This is a genomic window from Nocardiopsis nanhaiensis, from assembly GCF_054778635.1.
Map to the genome: position 1 here is coordinate 1 of NZ_BAAGZJ010000104.1, position 25,050 is coordinate 25,050.

The 25,050-nt window shown below is 70.3% G+C and carries 21 protein-coding genes and 1 pseudogene; 7 read left to right on the forward strand and 15 right to left on the reverse strand.

Annotated features, from left to right (window positions below; genetic code table 11):
• The 4 genes from ACYVD1_RS31090 to ACYVD1_RS31105 form a co-directional block, all read left to right on the forward strand.
• Positions 1–359, forward strand: a 359-nt coding sequence (locus tag ACYVD1_RS31090) for a sensor histidine kinase (RefSeq protein WP_460778058.1), incomplete at its 5' end; no start/stop codon positions are given.
• Positions 356–1,006, forward strand: a complete 651-nt coding sequence (locus tag ACYVD1_RS31095) for a response regulator (protein WP_460778059.1) — start codon at positions 356–358, stop codon at positions 1,004–1,006. The genes ACYVD1_RS31090 and ACYVD1_RS31095, both read left to right, overlap by 4 nt.
• A gap of 156 nt (positions 1,007–1,162) precedes the next feature.
• Positions 1,163–2,176, forward strand: a complete 1,014-nt coding sequence (locus tag ACYVD1_RS31100) for a zinc-binding dehydrogenase (protein ID WP_460778060.1) — start codon at positions 1,163–1,165, stop codon at positions 2,174–2,176.
• Positions 2,177–2,249: 73 nt separating this feature from the next.
• Positions 2,250–2,888, forward strand: coding sequence for a class I SAM-dependent methyltransferase (locus tag ACYVD1_RS31105; RefSeq protein WP_460778061.1), 639 nt, complete (start codon positions 2,250–2,252; stop codon positions 2,886–2,888).
• On the opposite strand, the gene ACYVD1_RS31110 is transcribed toward ACYVD1_RS31105, so the two are convergent.
• Complete coding sequence (locus tag ACYVD1_RS31110; RefSeq protein ID WP_460778062.1) at positions 2,867–4,369, reverse strand: SDR family NAD(P)-dependent oxidoreductase; 1,503 nt, start codon at positions 4,367–4,369, stop codon at positions 2,867–2,869. The two genes, ACYVD1_RS31105 and ACYVD1_RS31110, sit on opposite strands and share 22 nt — an antisense overlap.
• Before the next feature lie 187 nt (positions 4,370–4,556).
• On the opposite strand from ACYVD1_RS31110, the gene idi reads away from it, so the two are divergent.
• Positions 4,557–5,117 carry an isopentenyl-diphosphate Delta-isomerase gene (idi, locus tag ACYVD1_RS31115; RefSeq protein WP_460778063.1) on the forward strand — a complete coding sequence of 187 codons (561 nt, stop codon included), beginning with the start codon at positions 4,557–4,559 and terminating at the stop codon, positions 5,115–5,117.
• 61 nt (positions 5,118–5,178) lie between these two features.
• Positions 5,179–5,865, forward strand: a complete 687-nt coding sequence (locus tag ACYVD1_RS31120; protein ID WP_460778064.1) for an HAD family hydrolase — start codon at positions 5,179–5,181, stop codon at positions 5,863–5,865.
• A gap of 368 nt (positions 5,866–6,233) precedes the next feature.
• Here ACYVD1_RS31120 and ACYVD1_RS31125 read toward each other — a convergent pair whose 3' ends face one another.
• From ACYVD1_RS31125 to ACYVD1_RS31170, 10 genes are all read right to left on the reverse strand, one after another.
• Entirely contained in the window at positions 6,234–6,533 is a 300-nt protein-coding gene (locus ACYVD1_RS31125) for a DUF6221 family protein (protein WP_460747798.1), read from the reverse strand.
• A 210-nt stretch (positions 6,534–6,743) separates the two neighbouring features.
• The gene (locus ACYVD1_RS31130) at positions 6,744–7,571 is read right to left on the reverse strand and encodes a glutamate ABC transporter substrate-binding protein (protein ID WP_460747799.1); all 828 of its coding nucleotides are present in this window, start codon (positions 7,569–7,571) and stop codon (positions 6,744–6,746) included.
• Positions 7,572–7,594: 23 nt separating this feature from the next.
• Positions 7,595–8,998 (reverse strand): hypothetical protein, encoded by a 1,404-nt coding sequence (locus ACYVD1_RS31135; protein WP_460778074.1) that lies wholly within the window; start codon positions 8,996–8,998, stop codon positions 7,595–7,597.
• A 201-nt stretch (positions 8,999–9,199) separates the two neighbouring features.
• On the reverse strand, positions 9,200–9,871 hold the full coding sequence (locus ACYVD1_RS31140) for an FHA domain-containing protein (RefSeq protein WP_460778065.1): 672 nt from the start codon (positions 9,869–9,871) through the stop codon (positions 9,200–9,202).
• Between the two features lie 9 nt (positions 9,872–9,880).
• Entirely contained in the window at positions 9,881–11,230 is a 1,350-nt protein-coding gene (locus ACYVD1_RS31145; RefSeq protein WP_460778066.1) for a VWA domain-containing protein, read from the reverse strand.
• Positions 11,214–12,581: a PP2C family protein-serine/threonine phosphatase gene (locus ACYVD1_RS31150; RefSeq protein ID WP_460778067.1), complete on the reverse strand. Its 1,368-nt coding sequence runs from the start codon at positions 12,579–12,581 to the stop codon at positions 11,214–11,216. The genes ACYVD1_RS31145 and ACYVD1_RS31150 overlap by 17 nt, the downstream gene beginning before the upstream one ends.
• 17 nt (positions 12,582–12,598) lie before the next feature.
• Positions 12,599–15,157, reverse strand: a complete 2,559-nt coding sequence (locus ACYVD1_RS31155) for a tetratricopeptide repeat protein (RefSeq protein ID WP_460778068.1) — start codon at positions 15,155–15,157, stop codon at positions 12,599–12,601.
• Positions 15,154–16,410, reverse strand: coding sequence for a hypothetical protein (locus ACYVD1_RS31160; RefSeq protein ID WP_460778075.1), 1,257 nt, complete (start codon positions 16,408–16,410; stop codon positions 15,154–15,156). Before ACYVD1_RS31160 ends, ACYVD1_RS31155 begins: the two co-directional genes overlap by 4 nt.
• Before the next feature lie 338 nt (positions 16,411–16,748).
• Entirely contained in the window at positions 16,749–17,369 is a 621-nt protein-coding gene (locus ACYVD1_RS31165) for an AAA family ATPase (RefSeq protein ID WP_460778069.1), read from the reverse strand.
• 56 nt (positions 17,370–17,425) lie between these two features.
• On the reverse strand, positions 17,426–18,592 hold the full coding sequence (locus tag ACYVD1_RS31170; protein ID WP_460778076.1) for a macrolide family glycosyltransferase: 1,167 nt from the start codon (positions 18,590–18,592) through the stop codon (positions 17,426–17,428).
• Between the two features lie 483 nt (positions 18,593–19,075).
• On the opposite strand from ACYVD1_RS31170, the gene ACYVD1_RS31175 reads away from it, so the two are divergent.
• Entirely contained in the window at positions 19,076–19,384 is a 309-nt protein-coding gene (locus tag ACYVD1_RS31175) for a putative quinol monooxygenase (protein ID WP_460778070.1), read from the forward strand.
• 30 nt (positions 19,385–19,414) lie between these two features.
• Here ACYVD1_RS31175 and ACYVD1_RS31180 read toward each other — a convergent pair whose 3' ends face one another.
• The 4 genes and pseudogenes from ACYVD1_RS31180 to ACYVD1_RS31195 all read right to left on the reverse strand — a co-directional run.
• Complete coding sequence (locus ACYVD1_RS31180; RefSeq protein ID WP_460778071.1) at positions 19,415–20,302, reverse strand: HdeD family acid-resistance protein; 888 nt, start codon at positions 20,300–20,302, stop codon at positions 19,415–19,417.
• A 207-nt stretch (positions 20,303–20,509) separates the two neighbouring features.
• Positions 20,510–21,796: a citrate synthase gene (locus ACYVD1_RS31185; protein ID WP_460778072.1), complete on the reverse strand. Its 1,287-nt coding sequence runs from the start codon at positions 21,794–21,796 to the stop codon at positions 20,510–20,512.
• A gap of 1,103 nt (positions 21,797–22,899) precedes the next feature.
• On the reverse strand, positions 22,900–24,525 hold the full coding sequence (locus ACYVD1_RS31190) for a peptide chain release factor 3 (protein WP_460778073.1): 1,626 nt from the start codon (positions 24,523–24,525) through the stop codon (positions 22,900–22,902).
• Positions 24,526–24,632: 107 nt separating this feature from the next.
• Positions 24,633–25,050 (reverse strand): annotated as a pseudogene (locus ACYVD1_RS31195) (hypothetical protein); the annotation flags it as partial.

Here is a 25,050-nt window from a genome sequence, read left to right on the forward strand (position 1 = left end):
CGGGGCGGCCGGAGGTGACGGTGCACGCCTGCGAAGGGCTGGCGGACCTTCCGCCGGGTGTGGGCACCGCGGTGTTGCGGATCGCTCAGGAGTCGGTGACCAACGCGCTGCGGTACGCCCGCGGCGCCACCCGGGTGAGCGTGGTCGTGTCCGCCGAGGACGAAGGTGTGCTGGTCCGGGTGGACGACGACGGCCGGGGCGGCGGGATTCCCGTGGGCGGTGGGCACGGGCTGGTGGGCATGGCCGAGCGGGCCCGGCTCCTCGGCGGCGAGCTGACCGCCGGCCCCGTCGGGATAGGGCAGGGTTGGACGGTGCGGGCGACCCTGCCCGTACCGCGCGGAGGGGACGGACCAGAGTGACGATTCGAGTGCTGCTCGCCGACGACCAGCAGATGGTCCGCACGGGCTTCCGATACATGCTCGACGCGGAGGACGGGATCGAGGTCGTCGGGGAGGCCGGAGACGGTATCGAAGCGGTCCGGCTCGCCGGGGAGCTGCGCCCCGACGTCGTCCTCATGGACATCCGGATGCCCGGGGTCGACGGGCTGGAGGCGACCCGGCGTCTAGCCGGCCCCGGGGTCGCCGACCCGATGCGGGTGGTCGTGGTGACCACCTTCGACCTGGACGAGTACGTGCACGCCGCGCTGGCCGGCGGCGCGGTCGGCTTCCTACTCAAGGACGCGGGACCGGCCCTGCTGGTCGAGGCCGTGCGGTCGGCCGACCGGGGCGACGCCCTGGTGTCGCCCCAGATCACCGTGCGCCTGCTGAAGCACTTCTCCGGCGGCCGGGCGCCCCGGCGGAGTCCGGCCGAGAGCGGCCTGACCGCGCGTGAGACGGACATCGTGCGCACGATCGCGCGCGGACTCACCAACACGGAGGCGGCGGCGGAACTGCACGTCACCGTGAGCACGGTCAAGACGCACCTGGCGCGGGTCCAGGAGAAGCTTGGCGCGCGCAACAGGGTGGAGGTCGCCGCTTGGGCCTACCGGAGCGACCTCGTGGACTGACGTCCGGCAGCGCGCCCCTGAGCGCTCGAGCGGATTGACGAAAAAGTGAGCGGGTTCTGACCCGCATCGCCCGTGTCGTCCACGTACATATCCCAGTACGAAGCGTGATGATCGGGGGTGAAAAGGGCACCCACGACACGACTGCGAGGAAGACCTATGGCCACCATGCGCGCGGCCCGGCTGAATGTCAGCGACCGGAGCCTGGAGGTCACCGACGTCCCCAAGCCCACCCCCGGCCGGGGCCAGGTCCTCGTCCGGGTACGGGCCGCGGGGGTCTGCCTGTCCGACGTCCACCTCATCGAAGGCACGCTGACCCCGCTCCACCTCAAGGGGGACGCGGTCATCCTCGGGCACGAGGTCTCCGGTGTCGTCGAGGAGCTGGGGCAGGAGGTCCTCGACGCGAAGGTCGGCGACCGGGTGGCTTTGCAGGCCGGTGAACACGACCGGCACGGCCAAGTCCTCACCAGGGGCGTTGACTACGACGGCGGGTGGGCGGAGTACGCGCTGGCCGGCGAGGAGACCCTCGTTCCCCTCCCCGACGGACTCCCCTTCGACCAGGCTGCGATCATCCCCGACGCCGTTTCCACCCCTTGGGCGGCCGTGACCGCAACCGGTGACGTACGTCCCGCCGAAGCGGTGTGCGTCTGGGGCGTGGGCGGGTTGGGCGCGCACGCGGTCCAGCTGCTCAGGCTGGTCGGCGCGGCCCCGATCATCGCCGCCGACCCGGACGGACACGCCCGCGAGCGCGCACTCCAGTTCGGCGCCGACGTCGCCCTGGACTCGACCGCACCGGACTTCCTCACCCGGATCGGCCAGCTCACCCACGGCCGCGGGCTGGACGCCGCCTTCGACTTCGCCGGGGTACCGGTCGTGCGCGAGCAGGCCGTGCAAGTCCTCGGCGAACACGGCCGCCTGGTCCTGGTGGGCCTGACCAACCGGCCGTTGGAAGTGAAGGACGGCACCCGGTTCAGCTACCTGCGCCAGCAGATCCTCGGCCACTACGGTTCCGAGCCCGACCACGTGGTGCAGCTGGTCGACCTGGTCGGCGCGGGACGGCTGGACTTCAAGCGGTCCATCAGCGGCAGCCTGGACCTGGAGCAGGCGCCCGAGGCGGTCGAACGCCTGGAGAAGCGGATCGGTTCCCCGGTCCGCCTGGTCCTCGAACCCTGAGCCGGGAAGCATTCAGGACTGGTTCAAGCATGGTTCTCTGCGACCGGGAACACTCCAGAGCGAGGTGAATTCGATGGCCAAGGACCAGACCTCCCGGTCGCGGCGCCAGTACGACGCGTACGCACCCCGGTACGAGACCGAGGTCGGCGTCTACGAGACGCTCATGCTCGATGACGGCCGCGCTTGGGCCTGCGGATGGGCGGTCGGGGACACGCTGGAGATCGCGGTCGGCACCGGTCTCAACCTTCCCCACTACCACCCGCGGGTCCGGCTCTGCGGACTCGACCTGAGCCGGGGCATGCTCGCCGGGGCCCGTTGGCGCGCGCTGTCGGTGCGGCCGGACACGCTCCTGGTGCAGGGGGACGCGCAGCGCCTGCCCTTCCGGTCCGACGCCTTCGACACGGTGGTGTGCACGCTCGGTCTGAGCGGCGTCCCCGACCCGGACGCGGCCCTGGCAGAGTCCTGCAGGGTGCTGCGCACCGGGGGCCACATCGTCCTCTTAGGGCACGTCGCCAGTCCCTGGCGTGCCGTTCGCGGCCTCCAGGCGGCGCTCGAGGCAGTGGCGCGTTCGCGGCCCGCCGACCACCAGCGCCGCCGAACCCTTCCTTCCCTGTGGGCGGCGGGGTTCACCGTGGTCTACCGGCGGACCAGCCGCGCGGGCACCGTCGAAAGGGTGGTCGCGACCAAGCGCTACCAGTTCGATGGCCGATAGTCCTTGAGGAAGCAGCCGTGCAGGTCCTCGCCGAGCTCGCCGCGGACGACGGGGTCGTACACGCGGGCGGCCCCGTCCTCCAGGTCCAAGGGTGCGTGGAACCCCTCCTCGGCCAAGCGCTCCTTGTCCGGGTGCGGACGTTCGTCCGTGATCCAACCGGTGTCCACGCTGGTCATGAGGATGCCGTCGGTCTCCAGCATCTCCTGCGCGCTGGTCCTGGTGAGCATGTTGAGGGAGCTCTTCGCCATGTTCGTGTGCGGGTGCCCGGGGCCCTTGTAGCCGCGGCCGAACACACCCTCCATCGCGGACACGTTGACGATGTAGGTGCGCCGCGCGGGAGCAGCCGCCATCGCCGGGCGCAGCCGGTCCACCAGCAGGAAGGGCGCGCTCACGTTGCACAGCTGCACCTCCAGCATCTCGACGGGGTCGATCCCGCCGATCCGCTGGGTCCAGCTGTTCACCGGGGCCAGGTCCGGCACCAGTCCCCCGGCATCGATCGCGCCGCCCTCGCGGACCCGGTCCGGATGCGCGGAACCGGTGGTCAGCGCCAGGGACGTGAGCATCTCGGGGGTCAGTTCGTGCGGCGCGGCCTCGGCGACTTCAGCCCCATCGGTGCCCTCCAGCTCCCGCGGGCGGACCCCGCCGAGCACCAGCGGCTCGGGCAGTCCCGCACCGGTGAGCGGCTGGGCTTCGGCCTCGATCAGCGGGGCGTAGGAACCGGGCGAGCGGCGGACGGTCTGTGCGGCGTTGTTGATGAGGATGTCCAGCGGCCCCTGGTCGGCTACTGAGTCGGCCAGCCGCACCACCTGGCCGGGGTCGCGCAGGTCGATACCCACCACCCGAAGCCGGTGCAGCCACTGGTCGCTGTCGGGCATCGCGGCGAACCGGCGTACGGCGTCGTTGGGGAAACGCGTGGTGACCGTGGTGTGGGCGCCGTCGCGCAGTAGCCGCAGCGCGATGTACATGCCGATCTTCGCCCGGCCCCCGGTGAGCAGGGCCCGGCGCCCGGTCAGGTCGGTCCTGGCCTCGCGGCGCTGCCAGTTGAACACGGCGCACTCCGGGCAGAGCTGGTGGTAGAAGGCGTCGACCTCTCGGTACTTCGTCTTGCAGACGTAGCAGGGCCGGGCCTTGCGCAGCACCCCGGCGAGCTGGACACCCCGATCGCCGTCTCCGGCGCCTCCACCGGTACCCAGGGCGCGGCTGGTGAGCGCGCGACCGTTGGTCTCGTCGTCGATCCGGTCCGGTGCGGCCGTAGCTGTGGCGGCGAACACCGCTTCGTCGTGGGCCTTCTGGGCGGCCCTGCGCTCCTTGCGCCGCCGCTCCTTGAGCGCCTTGAAGACCCGGGCGGTGGCCCGCTGCAGGGTCTTGGAGTCCTCGTGGTCGCCGGGCAGCTCCTCCGCCTCCGCGAGCACCTCCAAGCACACCCGAAGCTTCTCCGGGTCGATCCCGTCGACCGTCCTACGCGTCACCGTTTCCGTCACCACTGCATCCCGCCGCTGTCCCGATGGCCGCCTTCGTGGGCCATGAGGAACACTATGCGCACTTCGGCACCGGACTGTCTCTCCCGTTCCCACCCCCGTCCGGTACGGACCGATGTACGGTACGGGCGACCATGGAAGACAGGAGAATCGTTTGCGCGGCCCCGGGGCCGCGGGTGAGGAGAGTTCCGTGAGCCAGCAGACAACGGTACCGGCGGCGGCCGAGGAGGGGCCCCAGCGCGAGTTCGTGGTGCTGCTGGACGAGGACCACCAGCGCGTGGGCGTGGCGGACAAGGCCACCGTGCACACCGAGGACACTCCTCTGCACCTGGCCTTCTCCTGCTACGTCCTGGGCCCCGACGGCCGCGTTCTGCTCACCCGGCGGGCTCTGGGAAAGACCACTTGGCCCGGTGTGTGGACCAACAGCTGCTGCGGCCACCCCGCACCTGAGGAGACCATGGTCGAGGCCGTGCACCGCCGCGTCCGGCAGGAACTCGGCATCGGACTGACCGAGGTCACCGAGGCGCTGCCGGACTTCCGCTACCGCGCGGTCTCCGCCGAGGGGATCGTGGAGAACGAGTTCTGCCCGGTGTTCTGGGCCCGGACGGAGGACACTCCCGCTCCGGACCCGAGCGAGATCGCCGAGTTCGCCTGGGCGGCCTGGTCGGACGTGACCGCCCTCGCCGAACGGACGCCCTGGCTCATCAGCCCGTGGGCCGCGGAGCAGGTCCCCCGGCTGGCCGCGGCCTGAGCACACGCCCCGGACGCGGGTAGGTACGCACCAACACCCCTCAGGAGTTGGAGCGCAGCCGATGCCCCCGCAGACGCACGAACGTCCCGCCCGTCCCACCGCGCTGGTCCTCGACGTCCTCGACACCCTCTTCCCGCTCGGCCCCCTGGAGTGGCGCTTCCGTGCGGCGGGTATCCCGCGCGTGCTCATGACCAGGTGGTGGGACCACCTGATGCGCGACGCGTTCGCGCTGTCGCTACTGGCCGGGGAGCGCACCTTCGAGGACGCCGCACGGGGGTCGCTCCGCGACATCACCGGCAACCAGATCGCCCCCGCAGCCGAGGACGCCATCATCGACGGGCTGACCCGGCTGGAACCGCGCACGGAGGCCGCACAGGTGCTGGCCGCCGCGCGGGAGGAGGGGGTCCGGACGGCGACACTCGGCTACGGGGACTCCAAGGACGTCCACATGCTGCTGGAGCGCTCCGGGCTCGCGGTGGACGCGGTGCTGGACGGCGGCGGGCCCCGGACGTGGAAACCGGTCCGCGAGGCCTACCTGTCCGCCGCGCGCACCTTGGATGTGGCACCGGAACGGCTGGGCCTGGTCACCGCGCATGGCTGGGACGCAGCGGGCGGTCGGCGGGCCGGATTGGTGACGGGTTGGTCGGCCCACCTGGAGGGGCGCTTTCCGTCGGTCTTCGACCGACCGGACGTCGAGGGCCGCGACCTCACCGAGACCGTCGAACGCTTGCTCGCCCTGCCGGGATAAGCCTTCCCCTTAAGGCGTGTTCGGTGGATGCTGCCCGTCGCGAGCGGCGGGGGGTACTGCGCCGCAGGCGTCCGTTGAGGGTGGTGGCGGGCGACGAACAGGGGGTAGCGCCGCAGGCGTCCGTTGAGGGTGGTGGCGGGCGACGAACAGGGGGTAGCGCCGCAGGCGTCCGTTGAGGGTGGTGGCGGGCGACGGGTGGGCGGTGCCAGCACAAGGCCGAAGAAGGAGTTTCCCTACTGTGCACTGCCTCGCAAGCTCGGCAGCATCGCACAGCGGAGCCCGCCCGGGTTCGGCTGTCGACTGACAGATGCGCGGTGACAGTGCCGCTGGGGCGACGCGCAGCAGGGTACGTGCCCGCCGCACATGCCCTAGTCCTCCCAGGACCGGTCGTACTCGGGGTGGCCTCGGTAGACGGCGGCCAGGTACTTCACCGCGAGGCGCCAGGCGAGGAGCTCGGACCACGGGTCACCCTTGACCTTCACCGCCTGGGAGGAGGTGTCGAGTATGCGCATGCTCTCGCGGTGCGCCTCGGTGTACCCGCGGACGATCTTGCGTTTGGCCGACACCTCGGCCAGTGCGCGCTCCCGACCGCGTGAACCCACGGGCACGGCTTTGGACGCGCGTTCGTCCTCGTCCAACCGATCGTTCAGGAACTCGACGATGGTCAACGGACAACTCCTCCTCTGTCCCCCCAAGGCACTACATATGGTTCAGTATCTGCCATATATCCCGTTCGGGCCACCCGGGAAGCCCCCGCCGTCCCAGTCGTTATGTCTGCGCGCGCCCCGATCATCACTCTGGGTGCACGGGTCCCGTCCGTTACGAACGGGACCCGCCGTCGACATCACCAGACTCCACGGCTCGGTCGCAACCTCGGATCAGTCGCAACCCTCGAACTGCGGAACGCTCTCGACCACCTCCAGGTCGGTCTCCCCGAACCACTCCTCGAGCAGCCCCGGCGCCGTCCCGTCCTGGTACATCTCGGTCACCGCCTTGTTCACCGCCTCGCAGGCCGCCACGTCACCGTGGGGCAGCCCCACCCCGTACTTCTCGTCGGTGAAGGGGTTGTTCACGAACCGGAACGCGTCGGGGTCCTCGGCCAGGAAGCCGGCGAGGATCAGGTCGTCCGTGGACACAGCGTCCACGGAGCCGTCTCCCAGCCTCTCGATGCAGGCGCTGTAGCTGTCCACCTCCTGCAGCTCCGACACGTCGATGCCGAGGCCGTCGGTGATCCGGAACGCCGAGTTGGAGCCCTCGCCCTGGCAGACGCTCCGCCCTTCCAGGTCGCGCACCCCCTCGACGGCGTCCTCGTCCGCGCGTACCAGGATGTCCTGCTTGGCCACGTAGTACGGGCCCCCGTAGGTCACCTCCGTCTTGCGCTCCGGGGTGATGGAGTAGGTGGCCACCACCATGTCGACCTCCTCCTCGATCAGCGCGTCCTCGCGCTCAGCGGAGGTGACGCCCACCAGCTCGACGTCGTCGATCCCCATGTGGTCGGCGATGTAGAGCGCGACGTCCACGTCGAACCCGACCAGGTCGCCGTCCACGTCCAGCCCCAGTCCGGGCTGGTCGTCCTTGACCCCGATCGTCAGCGAACTCGCGTCGACCAGGGATTCCTCCCGCTCCGCCGAGCAGGAGGACAGCACCATCACCGCCACGGCGCCCAAGGCAGCCGCGGCCGAGCCACGACGGTGTCGGAAGCGCATCGGCCTGTTCCTTTCTCTCGGGGTCAGCGGTACTCGGCGAGACGGGGACGCACCCCGACGACAACCAGGGACAGGAGGATGAGGGAGCCGACCGGCAGCGCCCACGTCCACAGGGACAGCGCGGAGTCACCGCGTTCGATCCCCGCGGTGAACTCCTCCTGGTGCAGTTCGATCAGCCCGTCCAGGGCGGCCGAGTAGGCGGGGAAGGCCCCGTCCTCGGAGTGGGCCACCCCCATCCGGATATCGAGCGCCTCGTCCAGCTCGCCCGACTCCGCGGCCTCCCGCATCCGCTGGTCCTCGACCTGCAGGTCGTTATAGGAGGTGAGTACCTCCGCCAGCGCTTCTTCCTGTCCCGGCAGCAGCGAGTCCTGGGCGCTCTGGCCCAGGTAGCCCAGCGTGCCCGGGTCTTCGGGGTCCGCGCCGTCCGCGCCCGGCAGGGCGGGGTAGGCGTCCGGGATCTCACCGATCGCCGCGTAGTACTCGTCGAGTGTGCTGGCCGGGCGGAACAGCACCTGCTGGGCGCGCTCCAGGTAGACCTGCTGATGGTTGTCGGCGAAATCGTCGTCCGCGAGATAGCGGCTCTGGTCGGCCTGCATGTCGGTGGCGATGGCCCCGGCGCGAGCCAGCGCCATGGCGGCGTCCAACCCTTCGTCCTTGGCCCCGCTCTGATGCGTTCCACTGCTGTTCAGCGCCAAGACGACCCCGAGGGTCAGCACCACGGTCCCGGCCGTCGCGCCCAGGAGCGGCGCGTTGAACCGGCGCCGGAAGCGCACACGCAGATAGAGCTGCAGGCCCACCAGGGAGGCGACGGTCGCCACGCCCACCGCGCCGACCCACACGAGACCGAGTGCCACCGACGACTGCCCCTCCTCGTGGTTGGCGCGCACGATCGCGGAGGAGTCCAGCCCCAGGTTGAACGCCTTGGGCATCAGCTCGGTGTGCATCAGCTGGTTTGCCTCGCGGTAGGCCTCGAGGGCCGCCGGGTCGACCTCCCCTGGCGGGGCCTGGGCCTCGTCGTTGAGCAGCCGCGCCTCACTGGCCCTCTGCTCGTAGTCGCCCATCCCGTCGAGGACGGCCTGGACGTTGCCCTCCTCGACCGTGTCGCCCTCGGTGAGGGACGAGGCCTGGAGGAGGGCCTCGTTGGCCTGGGCCCGGCTGGCGTCGTAGCGCTCCAGAGCGTCCTCCCGCCCCGACCCCAGGTCGTGATCGGTACCCATGAGCAGCACGTCCGCGCTCCTGGCGTCCATGTCGGCCAGCGCCAGGTACAGCTCAGTGGTCGCCATCGCCTGCGGGCCCGCGTCCCGGCCGAGGACGTGGAGACCGTCACTGGCCTGGTTGAGCGTGAACGTCGCCGAGCCGAACAGGCCGCCGATGGTGAGGACGCACAGGAGGGACAGCGCCCACACCCGTGCGGGCGTGGTGCGCATCGACCTCCGCACACGCGGCCACAGGGCGCGGATCCGCTGCCCGGTGGCGGAGTCGGAGCCGTTGGCATCGGCGCCGACGACGGGTCCGGAACCGGTCGTGGGGCCACCGGGGGCGGGGGTGGAGGGACTGGGAGGCAGCGAGGGAGCGCCCGGCTCGGGGCGCCTGGCCACCTGGTCGGAGTTGGGGGGCATCAACGGGGTTCACCCCTTCTGGAGGATGATGACGGTCCAAGCGCCTACGTAGATACGGTCACTGTCGTTCAGTGGAACCTCCACGTGGTGGGAGATGGGGTTGGCGGTCCCGTTGATCGTGGTCCCGTTGGTCGACCCGGGGTCGACGACGGCCCAGGTCTCGTCCGGGCGGGACAGCAGGATCGCGTGGATGTGGGAGATCGCGGGGTCTCCGTCGGGCCCGCCCAGGTCGATCTCCGGGGTGAACCCCCGGGACTTGCTCCGCCGACCGATGTGCACTCGGTCCCCTTGGAGCGTGACGCGGCGCTGTTGGCCTCCCGCGGGGAAGTTGATCTGGGACGGATCGAGCATCCCTTGGTCCACCATGTACTGGTAGTAGGCGGGATCGGCGGCGACGATCGCGCGCCAGCGCACACCGATCGGCGCGCTCCCGGGGTCGGAGATGCGCCGCTGGTGGCTCCCTGACTGGGAGGCGAAGTCGTAACCGCACTCCTCGCAGAACCGACCGGCCCTGGACGTGCCGCATTCGGGACACGGCCCGCCGCGGGTCGCCGGTTTCGGTTGTCTTGGTTGCGGTCTCTGGGGGGCTGGCTGCGGTGCGGACAGCGCTTGGAGGCGCAGCCCGCAGGTATCGCAGAAGTCGGTGGCCGCGGAGTGGTGCCCTGAAGGGCAACTCGGCATGGGTCCCTCCTACCCGGGTCCGGGGGCGCCGCTGGCCCCGGACCCGCTCTGGCGCGGTCGGGTCCGGACGGTCCGGGTCGAGTTGGTGTCGAGGGTCATCTCGTCGACCTTGTCGACGCTGGGCTTGAGCCGGACGGTTCCGGTGACCGCGTCGACGACGTCGACCACACGGTCGAGGAGTTTCGCGGTCTCCTCGTTGCCCGACTCGTGTGCGAGAGCGACGGCCCGGCCCAGCCTGGTGGTGGCGGTCGACTCGTCGCCTTCGCGACGGGCGGTGAGCCCGTCCTGGATCGCCTGGGCCAGTTCGACCTGGCCCGTGTAGTGAGCCACCCGGGGGTTGATCTCGGTGGCTCGGGCCTCATCCGACGTCCACTCGGCGAGGATGTTGCCGGAGGCGAGGACCTGGTCCTCGCCTCCGGCCTCGCCGGGCATCACCACACGCACCCACCCCGCGCGCAGCTGGCGACCCGGATCGCCCGGGGGCACCTCCACGCACACGTGGTAGTCGCGGTTCTCCGTCCCCCAGGAACCGGTCGGGTAATCGCCCGCTTGGGCTACCCTCTCGATCACCTTCTGGGTGAGGTCTTGCACCGTGGGCGCCACCTGCTTGACGTAGCGCACCACGGAGTTCTGCGGGGTCCACAGGCGCAGCGCGACATCTGCCACCGCCTTGCCCATGGAGGCCTGCGCCATCGCCCGGAAATCCGCTTCCAGGTCGGCAGGGTCAGCGATGATGCCCGGTCCGCCGCCCAGGAGGGCGGAGTCGATCCGGCGAAGCTCCTCGACCTTCCAGTCGGTGCCCACACCGCGGCAGTCGCACACGAACCTGCCCGCCAGCCGCTGGAGTACCCCCTCGAAGACGTCGGACATCTCGTTGTTCTGGCCGTCCGTGAGCAGGATGGCGTGCTTGATCCCGTCGTCGACGGTGCCGAACAGCTCGTCCGCCTTGAGCAGCCAGTTGCCCATCCGCGTGCCGCCGTCGGCGCGCAGGCGGCCCACGGACTCCAGCGCTTCCGCACGGGTGTCGGAGTCCACCTCCACCAGCTCGGCGGTTTCGGGGAAGATCATCTCCGCCTCGCGGTGCCCGGCGACCACGGCGAAGCGGACGCCGTCCCGCAGGGTCTCGATCGCCGCGCGGGCCGCTTGCTTGGCGGCGTTGATCTTCTCCCCGTACATGGAACCGGAAGTGTCGATGATGATCACTTCGGAGGCCCGTACCGCCGACCCCACCAGCACGGGGCTGTTGGAGGTCACGCTCACTACCGCGTGCACCTCGGTCCCGCCGAGAGGCAGGAACCGGTTCTGGTCGACCTCGACGCGGAACTCGGGTTCGGCTGCTCGGTCAGAGCTGTTCGGCACGGGAACCCCCTTGCTCGGTGGGTACGGGAATGACGACGACGGTGATGTTGTCCTTGCCGCCCGCTCTCAGGGCGAGGCTGACGTAGGTGCGGGCCGCTTCGAGCGGCGCCGCACCCCTATCGGGGACGGCGTCGGCCAGGTCGTCGGCCTCCGGGTAGTAGTTCCAGAGTCCGTCGCTGCAGAGCACGATCTGCCCGGGTCCGGTCGGGTTGATGGTCGAGATGTGCGCGTCGATCTCACCCGAGTCCGCACCCATCCAGGCGATGAGCGCGTGCGCGTTGGCCGAGCGCATCGCCTCGTCCCGGGAGAGCGCGCCCATCTGCACCATCGCCTCACTCCAGGAGTCGTCCCTGGTGAGCAGGGACGAAGCGCTGGAGTTCGGGCTTCCGGCAAGCCAGTAGGCACGGCTGTCACCGACCCAGCCGACGGTGACGGCACCCGTTTTCGGGTCCGCCACGGCCGACACGTAGGTGCAGGCGGGCGCGGAACTGGGTGAGTCGGCGATGGCGGCGACCGCTTCGGCCGCCCGGGTCATCGCGTCGCCGGTGGCCTCGCGCGGGTCGGCGCCCTCGCGGATGCGGTCGGCGAGCACGGTCGCACCCGTCTCCGCGGTGACCCTGGAGGCCTCGTCGGACCTGGGCGAACTGGAGACCCCGTCACAGACCACGGTCACGACAGTGCCCGCACCGCGGGGTTCGTCGTCCCCGATCACCCGGATGGCCATGGCGTCCTCGTTGCGCTTGTGCCGCAGGCCGCGGTCGCTGACACCGAAGGCCAGACCGGCCCGGACCTCGACGTGGTCGCGGCCGGTGGGCTGGAGGAAGCCGCACTTCTCGCAGTAGCCGTCGACCACCCGGCCCGGGCACCACACGCACAGGTCCGGGTTCTCCACGGCCACGGGGTTGCTGCCGACCGCGGGCGGCGGCCACTCGGGAGCCACTTTCGGCGGCGCCGGCGGCGCGGGTTCCGGTGCCGGAGCGTCCCGGCGCACGGGTTGGGTCACCTGAGCATCGACGTTGTCCCAGTCCGACTCCGGACCGTCGTCCTCCTGCGGCGCGTCTGCCTCGGAGCGGGCGGACTCTCCGGGTGCACCGGTCCCGGGCGCGCCGTTGAGGCTGACCTGGGGGGCGGTCGGAGCCCCCTCGGAGGGGGTCAGGCCCGGTCTTTCGACCACCACCGTCTCCGCCCCCGACATGCTCGTCTGGGGAGTGGTCGGCACGCGGTCGGGCCCAGCTGTCTCCGCCGGCGCGGAACGCACGTCCTCGGGGAGGTTCCGACCGCAGCCCTCGCAGAAGGCGTCGCCCGCTGTCACCGTGTCGGCGCAGGTAGGGCAAGTCCGCACCTTTGTCATCGCCGTTCCTTCGATCCTCACAGCAGCGTCACTGGACGTAGCGAGTTGGCCTTGTCGATGAGCTCGTAGCGCTCGGAGGTCCGGCTGGCGCGCTGGGCCAGGTACCGGTAGCGCCGTTCCAGGTTGGAGCGCACACCCGCCTCCGTGAGCTCGACGCCGAGGAGGCTCTGGCCGCTTGGCGGCGTACCTCCCGACCGGAGCCAGTCCAGCGCTGCCTCGAGGACCCGGGCGGCCAGCCGGTCGGCCGACTCGCTGTCCAGGCCGATCCGGCCGAGCCGCTCGCCGGCGCGCACCAGGTCGGACCCGTCGGTGGATCCGTGGGCGAGCGCGGTGATCAGGGCGGTCTGGGCGTGAACGTAGAGGCTCGACAGCTCGGGGACCGTGTCCAGGACCTGGATGGCCGCGTCCCGGTCCCCCTGGGCCAGCCGGGTCCGGGCCAGGCCGAACGCCGCGCTGACATAGGAGTGGTCGGCGGCCCAGACAGCCGCGTACTGGCGGGCCGCGGTGTCGAGCTCTCCGATCCGCTCACAGGCGATAGCCAGGCCGAGCTTGGGCGCGACTTCGCCGGGAAGGTGGCTGTAGAGCTCGTCGAAGTGGTCCCTGGCCTCCCTGAAGCGCCCCGTGCTCAGCTCCGCGACGGCCAGGTACCACATGGTGCGCCAGTCACCGGCGATCGCCGTACTGAACTGCTGGAGCACGTCGAGGGCTTCGCCGTGCCGGCCGACCGTGATCAGTGCCCGGGTGAGCATGAGCAAGGTCTCCGGCGACGGCGCCTGGGCCGCCCGAAGAGTCGGGATGAGTTCGGCGGGCGGCATGCCCGCGAAACTGCGCAGGAGCTGCGCCGCCGGGTCGGCCGGGTCGATCAGCGGAGCGGGCAGCAGTGCGGCCGCTTCGGTGGGCGAGGGCGGGCTGAGCATGCGGTCCGCGTTGTGCGCACCCGTGTCGGCACCGCTCGTGAAGCTCTCGCCGCCGAAGAGGGCGGAGGCCGCGGGGTGCGGCGTGCCCTCCATCTGGGAGAGGACCTCGCGCAATACCCCGGTCAGCTGGTCCGCCATGTCGCCGGCGTCGTGGAAGCGCGCCTCGGGCTCCACGTTGGTGGCCCGGCGCAGGAACCGGTCGAAGGACTCGTAGCGCTGGAGCAGGGGGATCTCGTGCCGGGGCGGGATGCTGTGCGGGTGCTTCCGCATGAAGCTGAAATGGAAGCTGAGTACGGCCAGGGCGCGGCCGACGGAGTAGAGGTCGGCGCTCACGGTGGGGCCGGGGCCCCGGAGTTCGTCCTCGGGGACCCGGTATCCAGGGGTCGTGTACACGGGGCTGAGCGTGTCGTCCATGCGCCGGACGCCTCCGAGGTCGATGAGCTTGATCAGCTCCTCGCTCTGGATGACGTTGTCCGGTTTGAAGTCGCAGTAGAGCAGGCCCTTGGAGTGCAGGTAGCCGAGCGCGCGCAGGCACTCCAGCCCGTAGGCGATCACCTGCCCAAGGGGGAGGACTTCCTCACCGGACCCGTTCTCCCTGACCTCGATGAGGAGCTCCCGCAGGGACTTGCCCCCCACGTACTCCATGACGATGTGCCCGCCGGGGATGCCGGTGCGCGGATCGGGGTGCTGGGAGAAGTTGATGATCTTGACGATGTTGGGATGCTCGACCTCGGAGAGGAACGCCCGCTCCGCCGCGGCGGCCTTGTGCGCCTCGGCGTCACCGGCGTTGAGCAGGCCCTTGAGGACCACCCAGCGGTCGTTGACGTTGCGGTCCCTGGCCAGGTAGATCCAGCCGAGCCCGCCGTGGGCCAGGCAGCCGAGCACCTCGTACTGTCCGCCGACGACGTCGCCCTTGACCAGCTTGGGGGTGAAGGAGAACTGGGTGCCGCACTGGCGGCAGAACCCCTCGGTGCGCCCGGGCTGCTCGCCCCGGGACCGGCCGACCTTCTCGGTGCAGTTGCCGCAGAAGCGGTTCTTCTCCGACACGACCGGGTCGGTCATGATGGCCTCGGAAGGGTCCTTGGCGGGGACCAGCGGGACCTGGACCATGCCCATGCCCAGCATGCCGCGCCTGGAACCGCGCCCGGAGGTGCCCGTCCCCGAGGGCGAGCCGCTGACGGCCCCGGAGATGCTGCCGGGCCCGGATCGGCCGGAGAGGCGGATGTTGCCCGAGCTGATCGGGTGGGAGTGCACGGACATGTCGTTGCCCGCGGAATCCCGTGTGGAGGGGTTGGAGGACAGCCGCTGTTCGGGTCCACTGCCCGAAGGACCAGAGGGACCAGAAGGTCCGGAGGGTCCGGAGGAGTTCTGGGGTCCGGAGCCCTGTGGGGGCACGCCGGGGGTCCCCGGTGCGGCTTGGGGCGCCGGTCCGGGTGGGCGCGGGCCCGGGTGTCCGGGCGGGCCCTGCCTCGGGCCATAGGAGGGTTGGGGTCCCGAAGCCGGGGCGCCGGGCGGCGCACCCGACGGTCCGCCCTGCTGGGAGGGCGCACCGGGACCCTGGGGGGCCGGGGGTCGCACGTCAACGGGGGCCAGGCCGCACACGACGCAGAAGCCGTCCTCGATCTGGCCCTGGCATCCGGGGGAAGTGCACTTGGTCATCTGCTCACACCACCATCAGTCTCGCCGTCTGACGCTCCGTTTCCCGGTGTGGTTCTGTCCTCCGGGGGTTCGGTTTTCGAAAGTTCCTGGAGCGTGCGCTGGTAAGCGGAGAGCGCCATGGTGGCCGCTCGCAGGTCACAGGGGGCGTTCCACAGTTCCCAGTGGGCGGTCCCGTGGAGTTCGATCAATCGCTCCTCCTCGGCCAGCCCCAGGCGCACCGCTCTGGCACGGAAGGCGTCCAGGCGCCCTCGGAGTTCGGCACGGCGCTGCAGGAGGCCCGCCAGGTTCTGCTCCCGCTCGTACGCGTCGTCGCCGGACTGGTGGACGGAGTGCTGCAGCTGCCCCAGCCGCGCTCCCAGACCCCGCCAGTCACTGCGGGAGCGCATGTCGTCCATCTCGGCGACCGCGGCCCGTAGGCCGGGCACCGGGTCGGGAACGTCCACGGCGGCAGGCGCGGAGATCTTCGCCAGGACCCGCGCCCGAAGCTCGTTGGCCCGCTGGACGACCTGTTCGACGTCGTCGATGGCCGAGATGAGGCGTTCGACGCTCTCGGTGTAGGAGTCGCGCATGCGCAGCGCGTCGCGGAGCTCGCCCCTGGTGCGGTCCAGGCGGGCTCTGAGACGGTCTAGGCGGGAGGTGTCGACGCGTGTGTCGGTGACCATCGAGAGCGGGTCCCGGCGTACCGTCTCGCCCACCTCGGCCAATCGCTCGCGGAGTCCCTCGTGCTCGTCCAGGTCCAGTTCGACCAGGTCGGAGAGGGTTCCGACCTCCTGCCACATGGATTCGAGTTCGGCGAGCCTGGGGTGGAGGGCGTCCCACGCGGTCTCCGCCGCCGAGATGACCTCCGTGGCCTCCTCGTAGTCGGCGGACATGCGCGCGATCGCCTCGGCCAGGGTGATGTGTTCGGTGCTGGCGTCGAGCAGACCGCGCTCGTGCAGGGGCATCTCCTCCAGGGGGAGGGTGACGGACTCGCCCATGAGCAGGAAGGTGAGTTCGCTCTGCGGGTCGCCCCGACCGCTCTCCCGCACCATCGCGGCCCGGTCGACCACGGTCTGGAAGGTTTCGTGCGTCCTCCACAGCCTGTGGACGTGGACGGCCGCGCGCCCCCAGCGGTTCCGGGTCCCGCCGACCAGGTCGGCGTCCTTGAGTAGGCGGTATCCGACGTGCCGGTCGAGGTCAGCCAGGTTGAGGGCGATGCGGTCGGCCTCTCCCCGCACGCGGTTGAGCGCGTGGTCTATGCCCTCCCAACTCATCGGCGGCATACCGTGCCTGGGCGCGCTCGCCACCTACCGGATCCCTCCCAGCCGAGAAGACTCGCTCCAAACGCTCCTTTTTGGTCTAGGACACGAGTGTGGCCGGGCACAACGCGAACCACAAGGGAGTTCGGGGTTTACGGCCACGTGCGGCCACGTGCGGCCACAACCGCAACACGAGCGTCATATCGGACAGCCCGTCTCGGGGTAGGTACGTCCGTATGAGCGAAGCAGAGGAAGAGTTCCCCGGCATCGGCGCCCCCGCGCGAAGAGCCCTGGCCCGCGCCGGATACACGCGGTTGGAGCAGTTGGACGGGGTGAGCGAGAGCGATCTGCTGTCACTGCAGGGGATGGGGCCCACGGGGACGGACATCCTGAGCGACCTCCTGATCTCCAGGGGGATGTGCCTGGAGGCGTAACCCCCGGCCCGACACCGTGTCCAGGAGGAACCGCGACCGCTCGGCGACCGGTGCCCGGGGCAGGGGGACGAGTTCGTACCCGCAGGCCGGGTACGCCTCGCACATCGCCTCATAGGTCCGCTCTGCCTCGTCCGGCGACTGGTGCCGTTCGGCGTCCCCCTCGAAGATCTCCGGCCAGGGCGGGGCCACGAAGGCCGTGCGGTGGTAGCGGAAGCGGCGGGTCGCCTCCCACACGTGCTCCGGGACCGGCAGCCCGCGCAGCAGGAAGTAGCCGACCATGTCCGGCACGCCTCGGTCACAGACGACGAGCCCCTCCTGCGCGGCGGCCTCCCAGTGTGAGCGCATGTCCCAGGCGAGCATGAGTTCGGCGAACATGTCGCCGTCCCGCCACGCCAGGGCGGGGCCGCCGATCGCCCGCTGGTCGCGGATGATCGACCTCCCCGCCTCGACCGTGCGCCCGTACCCGAGCCCGGCCAAGTACTCCACCAGGGTCGTCTTCCCCGATCCCGGACCTCCGGTGACGATGACGAGGTGGTCCACGGTGCTCCTCCTGTCCGGCCCCTCTTCCCTTCCCGGGCTACGGGGCTGTTCGAGGGCTACTCGGCTGTCCGCTCCTTGGCAGCCTCCGCCTCGACGAGGTCGGCCGCGTACGCGGTCCCGCTCTCCCGCAGCCGGTCGCTGATCCCGGACAGCCGCTCGGCCACCTCCGGGTCTGAGGTGAGCTCGAGCAGGGCCGTGCGCAGTGTGTCCGCCGTGGCGTCCTCGGTGTCGACCCGTCGGGCCACTCCGAGTTCCTGGAGCCGGTCGGCGTTGTCGAACTGGTCGACCGCCTGGGGCACCGCGATCATCGGTGTGGCGGTGTACAGGCCCTCGCTGGAGCCGCCCATCCCCGCGTGGGTGACGAAGGCGTCCGCTTGGCGGAGGATGTCCAGCTGCGGGACCCAGGAGCGCACTTCGACGCTTTCGGGGACCTCGCCAACGTCGTCGGCGGTCACGTGCTGGCCCACCTGGAGCACCACGTGCCACCCGGGCAGTTCCCCGAAGGCCTTCACGCACTCGCGGTAGAAACCGGGCTGCTTGGTGTAGGCCGATCCCAGGGACACGAGCAGAACCCGCTCGGCGTGTGCGGGCCTGGACCAGGTGCCTTGGTGCTCGCGCCCGCCCAGACAGGGGCCCACGAACGTGACCGCGTCGGAGACGCTGTCCGCCTGCGGCTGCATCTCGCGCGGGATCATCGCCAGCGCACGGTCCGGAACCCCGGCGAAACCGGTGTGGTCCAGCTCGGTGACCCCGTTCTCGTTCAGCCAGGCGTCGAACTTGGCGTAGTGCTCCGTGGCTCCTGGCTGCGCTCGCAGCCACTCGAGGACCGAATCCCAGTAGTCGGCATAGGCGACGTAGGAGGGGGAGAGCTGCACGGTGGGGATACCCCAGTTGATCCCGAGGACCCGGGCGGAGTACCCGCCGATGTCGTACAGGAAGACGTCGGGGCGGTCGTCGGCGTAGGCCTCGCGCAGGACGGGCAGGGAGCTGATCGCGTCGTCGAGGAAGATATCCATCCCCTCGATCGGGTCGTTCGCCCACTCCTCGTCCCCGGTCGGCAGGGTGGTCGTGAACGGCACGGTCTCGGCGCCGGTCGAGGCGATGAGCTCCCCGATGCGGCCGGCCGGGTCGTTGGCGTAGGTGACGCGGTGGCCGCGGTCGGCCAGCTCACGGATGATCTCCAGGCTGGGCAGGACGTGGCTCACGGCGGGGACGCCGACCATGGCGATATGGAGGCGACGGTGCACGGTTACTTCTCCAGTGGGTGTCTACGGGTAGGACAGGGCGGCGCCGGTCCCCGGGGGAGGGCGCGTGGGGGCGTCGGGAACGCCGGGCTACTAGGGCGTGTTCGGTGGATGCTGCCCGTCGAGAAGGCGCCGCGCCGTAGGCGTCCGTTGAGGGTTGGTGGCGGGCGACGGGCGGGCGCATCCAGTGGTGCCTGCACAAGGCCGAAGAAGGAGTTCCCCTACTGTGCACTGCCTCGCAAGCTCGGCAGCATCGCACAGCGGGGGCCCGCCCGGGTTTGGCTGTCGACTGAGAGATGCGCAGTGCAAGTGCCGCTGGGGCGACGCGCAGCAGGGTAAGTGTCCGCCGAACACGCCCTAGCCGTAGAGCAGCTGCTGGAAGTACATGCCCTTTAAGCTAGCCGACACTCCGGAAAGCCGTCCAAGGGTTTGGGCACGTCCCGTAGAGAGAGCTGGTTCCCCATGGTGCCCGTATCGCTGGTCATCTCCGTCCGGACGCTCCCCGGTCGCCGCGACGCGTTCCTCAGGGGCATCTCCCGCAACGCCGCGAGCGCGCTCAGGGACGAACCCGGCTGCCTGCGGTTCGACGTCGTGGGCGACCCGGACGACCCCGACTCCTTCTGGGTGTACGAGGTGTTCGCGGACTCCGGCGCCTTGGGCGCGCACCGCCGGTCACCGCACTTCCTGGCATGGCAGGAGGAGAAGGCCGCGCTGGTCGTACCCCGTAGCCAGGTCGACCGGCACGGCCCGCTCCTCGTCAGCGAAGGCTGATCCTCCGCGCGCTCAGTCGTCGCGCGGAGGCTACGTCGCCCCGGGGTCGTCGGGGCGGTTCTTCGGTGCCCGGTGGCGGCCGACCCTGGGGACCGCGGACTCGTCCTCCCCGCTCTCCTGGGAGCTCTCCGGGGCGTTCGGGTCACCGTGGTAGCCGTCGGAGTACCCGCCCGCGTAGCCCTCGTCGAAGGCGCTGACCTCGCGGCCCACGGCCGTGTCCCCGTTTCCGGGCTCTCCCCCGGCCTGGTCCTCAGCGGAGTGACCGTACCCGGCGTACTCGCCGGTGGAGGCCTCGTCGTCGGCGTACTCGTCACCGGCGGAAGCCGCCGAACCGTCGCGTGCGGTGGCGTCGGCGGCCCCGCGCAGCCGGAATCCCGCGACGGCCATGACCGCACCGAACACGACCGCGTAGATCCCGACCACGAGGGCGATGGCCTGGGCACCCGCCAGCGGCCAGAACCACAGCAGGAGCCCGAAGATGATCGAGAGCGCACCGACGAAGATCAGCAGCCACTCGGAGCTGATGCGCGCGCGCAGGCGCACGGCGGTGACGATCTCGGCGACGCCGGTGACGACGGCCCACGCACCGATCACGTAGACCACGGCGATCCCCACTACCAGGGGCGCGGCGATCGCCAGAGCACCGAGCAGGACGCTGAGCACCGCCTGGAGCACCATGGGGGCCCGGGTTCCCTTGGCCGACCTGGAAGCGGTCCAGCCCAGGGCCAACCCGTCCGCGAGCGTGAAGACCCCGAACACGATCGCCAGGGTCATCAGCAGCGTTCCCTCGGGCAGGATCCCGACCCACAGAACGGCCAGCAGACCAAGCAGGGCGACGAACACACCGCGCAGGACCACGAGCCACCAGCTCCGGCTCAGCTCACCGAGCATGTCGCCGGTCATCGCGTACCGGACCATAATCAGGCCCCCTCCCTCGTGCGGCCCCGTGGCGGGGACCGCCGTCTGCAACTTCCCTCAACGTCGCATACCGATGACAGAAGGTAGGCAAATGGCGAGGAAAGGGAGGTTCTACACCTGTGCTGGGCTTACTCGAACCGCCTCCGGACACACGAACGCCCGCCCTCATCGGTGACGGGGCGGGCGGTCGAGGCACTCCGGTGAGCGTTAGCCCTGGCCGGGGTAACGGCGCTCTTCAGAGCCGATGTAGTGCTGACGCGGGCGCGCGATCCGGAAGGCCGGGTCGTGCAGCTGCTCGCGGTAGTGGGCGATCCAGCCGGGCAGGCGGCCGATGGCGAACAACACGGTGAACATGTTGGTCGGGAAGCCCATGGTGCGGTAGATGACGCCGGTGTAGAAGTCGACGTTCGGGTAGAGCTTGCGCTCGGTGAAGTACGAGTCCTGGAGCGCGGCGGCCTCGAGCTTGAGGGCGAGCGCGAAGAGCTCGTCGGGGTTGTCGTCCCGGTCGAGGATCTGGCTGGCCAGAACCTTGATCTCCTTGCTGCGCGGGTCGAAGTTCTTGTAGACCCGGTGGCCGAAGCCCATGAGGCGCATCTCGCGGGCCTTGACCTTCTCGAGGAAGTCCTCGATGGAGATGCCGCTGTCGCGGATCTCCTCGAGCATCTCCAGGACGGCCTGGTTGGCGCCGCCGTGGGACGGGCCGGACAGGGCGTTGATGCCGGAGGCGATGCTGGCGAAGATGTCCGCCTGCGAGGAGCCGACCACGCGCACGGTGGCGGTGGAGCAGTTCAGCTCGTGGTCGGCGTGCAGGACGAGCAGCATGCCGACGGCCTGGTTGAACAGCTCGCCGAGCTCGCCGGTGGGCGCCTTGTCCCCGAAGGTCATCCGGATGAAGTTGTCGACGTAGTCGAGCGAGGAGTCCGCGTCGATCGGCGCCTCGCCGATCGAGTTGCGGTAGATGCGGGCCGCGATCGTCGGCAGCTTGGCCATCAGCCGGATCGTGGCGAGCTCCACCTGGTCCTCGTCAGCCGGGTCCACGCTGTCTTCGTAGTACGCGGCGAGGGTGTTCACGGCGCTTGCCATCAGCGCCATGGGGTGGCCGTTGCGCGGCATCGCGTCGATGAACGCGCGCATGTCGGCCGGGATGTCGGAGTTGTCGCGCAGCTTGTCCGAGAACTCCTTGAGCTGGCCGGGCTCGGGCAGCTCACCGTAGATCACGAGGTAGGCAACCTCGAGGAAAGTGGCGTTCACCGCGAGGTCCTCGATCGGGTACCCGCGGTAACGCAGGATCCCGGCGGCCCCGTCGATGTAGGTGATCTTCGAGCTACACGAAGCGGTATTACCGAACCCGGGGTCCAGGGTGGTCATACCGGTCGACCCCAGCAGGGTCTTCAGCTCGATGGTGCTCTCACCCTCGGTACCGGTGAAAACCGGCAGCTTCAGCACGCCGCCCTCGTAGTGGAGCTCCACCGTGCGCTCTTTGTCATCGCTCATGCCCGAGGTCAACCTTTCCAGGCGGGGGATACGTGAGGTGCGTCCAACGCGGGGCGGTCCGCCGCCGCGTTCTTCATTCACTCGTTATTGTTCTGTTTTGTTAAACAACGGTTAAGCAAAATCATATAAGTTTCACCGATTCACGAACAGGTGACATGCAACACATACCCAGACGCCATCAGAATTACCGCTCGGTGAAGATTTACAAACTTTGCTGGCCATCGTTAACGCCGTGATCGCCCTGAGGCGACACGGGCGGCGACGGGGGTTCTCCCGCCCTCGCCCCTCGCCTCCTGAACCGGTCCCCTGGGCACCCCGAAACCCGGCCGCACCGACCCACTCGCACCGTCCTTCACAGATCCGGACATACCCGAACAGAGCTCGGTGCGTCCAGGTGTTCGAACGCGCCCTAGTGGCCTGCTCTCAGGGTACCTTCGCCCTGATCACGGAGGCTGACGCGGGGTGCCCCCAGCTCGGTGATCTTGGCCTCTGCCATGCCCCCGGCAACCCCGGGCGCCCCGGAGCGGTACTGCCGGCACCCGCCCAGGGACCTGAGTATGTGCCCCGCGCACGAGAGTTCACACACCCCTCGCGTAGGCCGCCCAGCCCCTGGCGAGCATTCCCGGCCGCCACCCTGAGGCCGCACGCCAATGGCCCGCGAAGCGGCATAAGTTGACAATAGGTAACCGTTATTCACCTGGGGTAAACGCCACGGGCGTGCTCAGCCGGAAAACCCGGCCACGCACCGGAACGGTCACGAGCCAGTACAGCCCCTGCGCCTGCACGGCCCCAGCGACAGAACTGTTTCCGCGCCCTCGTCCGCCCGGGCTCTCCCGACCAGCTAGGGCGTGTTCGGTGGATGCTGCCCGTCGAGAAGGTGCTGCGCCGTAGGCGTCCGTTGAGGGTGGTGGCGGGCGACGGGCGGGCGTGTCCAGTGGTGCTGGCACAAGGCCGAAGAAGGAGTTCCCCTACTGTGCACTGCCTCGCAAGCTCGGCAGCATCGCACAGCGGGGGCCCGCCCGGGTTCGGCTGTCGACTGAGAGATGCGCAGTGACAGTGCCGCTGGGCGACGCGCAGCAGGGTACGTGCCCGCCGCACATGCCCTAGGCGCTCTCGTCCACGCCCCCGGCGAGCAGGGCTTCCAAGAACAGCGACGGGTGGTCCCGCTCGATGACCCGCAAGCGCCACTTGTTGTGCACGAGCACCAGGAGCTCCCCGTCCGAGCGGCGGCGGAGCACCTCGGCACCGGACAGCGCGTGCAGGGCCGGCGCGGACTCCTCGTCGGTCCGGCGCGCCACCGAGTACTCCAGTGGCGAGGCCTCGATCGGGCTGCGGAACTCCTGCTCCATGCGGTGCCTGACCACGTCGAACTGCAGGGGCCCGACCGCGGCCAGCACCGGGGCCTGTTCCCCGCGCACGTCGGAGGTGAGCACCTGCACCACACCCTCGGCGTCGAGCTGGGCGATCCCGCGCTGGAACTGCTTGTACTTGCCCGCGTCCACGGCCCGAGCGACCACGAAGTGCTCGGGCGCGAAGCTGGGGATTGGCGGGAAGGAGACCTTGGGTCCGTCGAAGAGGGTGTCCCCCACGGCCAGCGCGTGCGCGTTCACCAGGGCGATCACGTCACCCGGGTAGGCCGTGTCGATGGTGGAGCGGTCCGAGCCGAACACCGCCTGGGTGTACTTCGTGGCGAAGGGGCGGCCGGTGGACGCGTGGGTGAGGACCATGCCCCGGTCGAACCGGCCCGAGCTGACCCGCACGAACGCCATCCGGTCCCGGTGGTTCTTGTCCATGTTGGCCTGCATTTTGAAGACCTGGCCGGAGAACGGCTGCTCCACCGGGCGCGGCCTCTCCCTGTCGTCGATCTTGGCCGACGGTGCCGGGGCCAGGCCCACGACGGTGTCCAGGAGCTGCCCCACCCCGAAGTTGGACAGCGCGGCGCCGAACAGCACGGGGGAGGACTCGCCGGCCATGAAGGACTCGTGGTCGAAGTCCGCGCCCAGCGCCTCCAGCAGTTCGATCTCCTCCTGGGCCTGGGTCCAGGCGTCCAGCTCGACCTCAGCGGCCCGGTCGGGGTCCAGGACCTCCTCGATCGCCTTCTGGGCACCGCCGGGCGTCCGGGTCATCTTGGTGTACGTGCCGTCGGTGCGGTCGACGAGGCCGCGGAAGTCGCCCGCGATACCCACCGGCCAGTTGAGCGGGGTGGGGCGCAGGCCGATGCGCTGCTCGATCTCGTCGAGGAGCTCCAGCGGCTCGCGGCCGGGCCGGTCCCACTTGTTGACGAACGTGATGACGGGCATCTTGCGCGCCCGGCACACGTCGAAGAGCTTGAGGGTCTGCGGCTCGAGGCCCTTGGCCGAGTCCAGCAGCATGATCGCGCAGTCGACGGCCGAAAGCACCCGGTAGGTGTCCTCGGAGAAGTCGGCGTGGCCTGGGGTGTCCACCAGGTTGAGGACGCGGGTGTCGTAGTCGATCCGCAGCGCGGCCGACGTGATGGAGATCCCCCGGTCCTGCTCCATGTCCATCCAGTCCGAGGTGACACCCCTGCGGTCGCCCTTGCCGTGCACCGCGCCCGCGGAGGAGATGGCCGCCGCGTGCAGCGCCAGGGCCTCGGTCAGCGTCGACTTACCGGCGTCCGGGTGGGAGATGACCGCGAAGGTCCGTCGGCGCTCCGCCTCATGTGCGACCTCTGACTCCTGCTTGGTCGCGCCCGCCGTGTCCACGCTCATTTCCGTCGTCCGCCCCGCCTCGTGTGATGCCCCGTTTTCCGGCCCCGTCCAGCCTACGCTCGCGTGAGCGTGCGCAGGACGTCCGGGAAGGGGGTGGCAAGGGTGCTTCAGCGCCGGTCGGGCCGCTTGCTCGCGAGAGCCACGGTGGCGGTCCCCAGCGCGGTCAGCAGGAGCCCGGCCCACAGCGACCACCGGGTGCCCGGGCCCGGCGCGGTGGCGGCGAGCTCTCCGGGAACGGCCTCCAAGGGCGAGGCCGCGCACTCGTCCGCGTCGTAGGACAGCGAGACCGACCCCTCCTTGGCGGAGACCCGCTCGAAGTGAGCACCCTCGGGGGCGAGGCTGGAACCGCCGCCACCGCCGCCCGCTCCGTCGACCTCCGCGGCGCTCCCGCTCCCGCCGCCTCCGCCCCCGTACAGGCCGCCGCCTCCGCCACCCGCCGAACCGTCGGTACGAGGACCCGAGTTCCGGTCCTGGCCCGCGGCCCCGTCGCCGCCGCTGCCACCGTCCCCGTCGGTGCCGTGCGCG

What these genes read in the sequence shown, in the direction of transcription:
- ACYVD1_RS31100 (WP_460778060.1), top strand. Translation starts at nt 1,163, where the DNA reads ATGGCCACCATGCGCGCGGCCCGGCTGAATGTCAGCGACCGGAGCCTG.
- ACYVD1_RS31105 (WP_460778061.1), top strand. Translation starts at nt 2,250, where the DNA reads ATGGCCAAGGACCAGACCTCCCGGTCGCGGCGCCAGTACGACGCGTAC.
- ACYVD1_RS31120 (WP_460778064.1), top strand. Translation starts at nt 5,179, where the DNA reads ATGCCCCCGCAGACGCACGAACGTCCCGCCCGTCCCACCGCGCTGGTC.
- ACYVD1_RS31130 (WP_460747799.1), bottom strand. Translation starts at nt 7,571, where the DNA reads ATGCGCTTCCGACACCGTCGTGGCTCGGCCGCGGCTGCCTTGGGCGCC.
- ACYVD1_RS31135 (WP_460778074.1), bottom strand. Translation starts at nt 8,998, where the DNA reads ATGCGCACCACGCCCGCACGGGTGTGGGCGCTGTCCCTCCTGTGCGTC.
- ACYVD1_RS31140 (WP_460778065.1), bottom strand. Translation starts at nt 9,871, where the DNA reads ATGCCGAGTTGCCCTTCAGGGCACCACTCCGCGGCCACCGACTTCTGC.
- ACYVD1_RS31150 (WP_460778067.1), bottom strand. Translation starts at nt 12,581, where the DNA reads ATGACAAAGGTGCGGACTTGCCCTACCTGCGCCGACACGGTGACAGCG.
- ACYVD1_RS31155 (WP_460778068.1), bottom strand. Translation starts at nt 15,157, where the DNA reads ATGACCAAGTGCACTTCCCCCGGATGCCAGGGCCAGATCGAGGACGGC.
- ACYVD1_RS31160 (WP_460778075.1), bottom strand. Translation starts at nt 16,410, where the DNA reads ATGAGTTGGGAGGGCATAGACCACGCGCTCAACCGCGTGCGGGGAGAG.
- ACYVD1_RS31170 (WP_460778076.1), bottom strand. Translation starts at nt 18,592, where the DNA reads ATGGTCGGCGTCCCCGCCGTGAGCCACGTCCTGCCCAGCCTGGAGATC.
- ACYVD1_RS31175 (WP_460778070.1), top strand. Translation starts at nt 19,076, where the DNA reads ATGGTGCCCGTATCGCTGGTCATCTCCGTCCGGACGCTCCCCGGTCGC.
- ACYVD1_RS31180 (WP_460778071.1), bottom strand. Translation starts at nt 20,302, where the DNA reads ATGGTCCGGTACGCGATGACCGGCGACATGCTCGGTGAGCTGAGCCGG.
- ACYVD1_RS31185 (WP_460778072.1), bottom strand. Translation starts at nt 21,796, where the DNA reads ATGAGCGATGACAAAGAGCGCACGGTGGAGCTCCACTACGAGGGCGGC.
- ACYVD1_RS31190 (WP_460778073.1), bottom strand. Translation starts at nt 24,525, where the DNA reads ATGAGCGTGGACACGGCGGGCGCGACCAAGCAGGAGTCAGAGGTCGCA.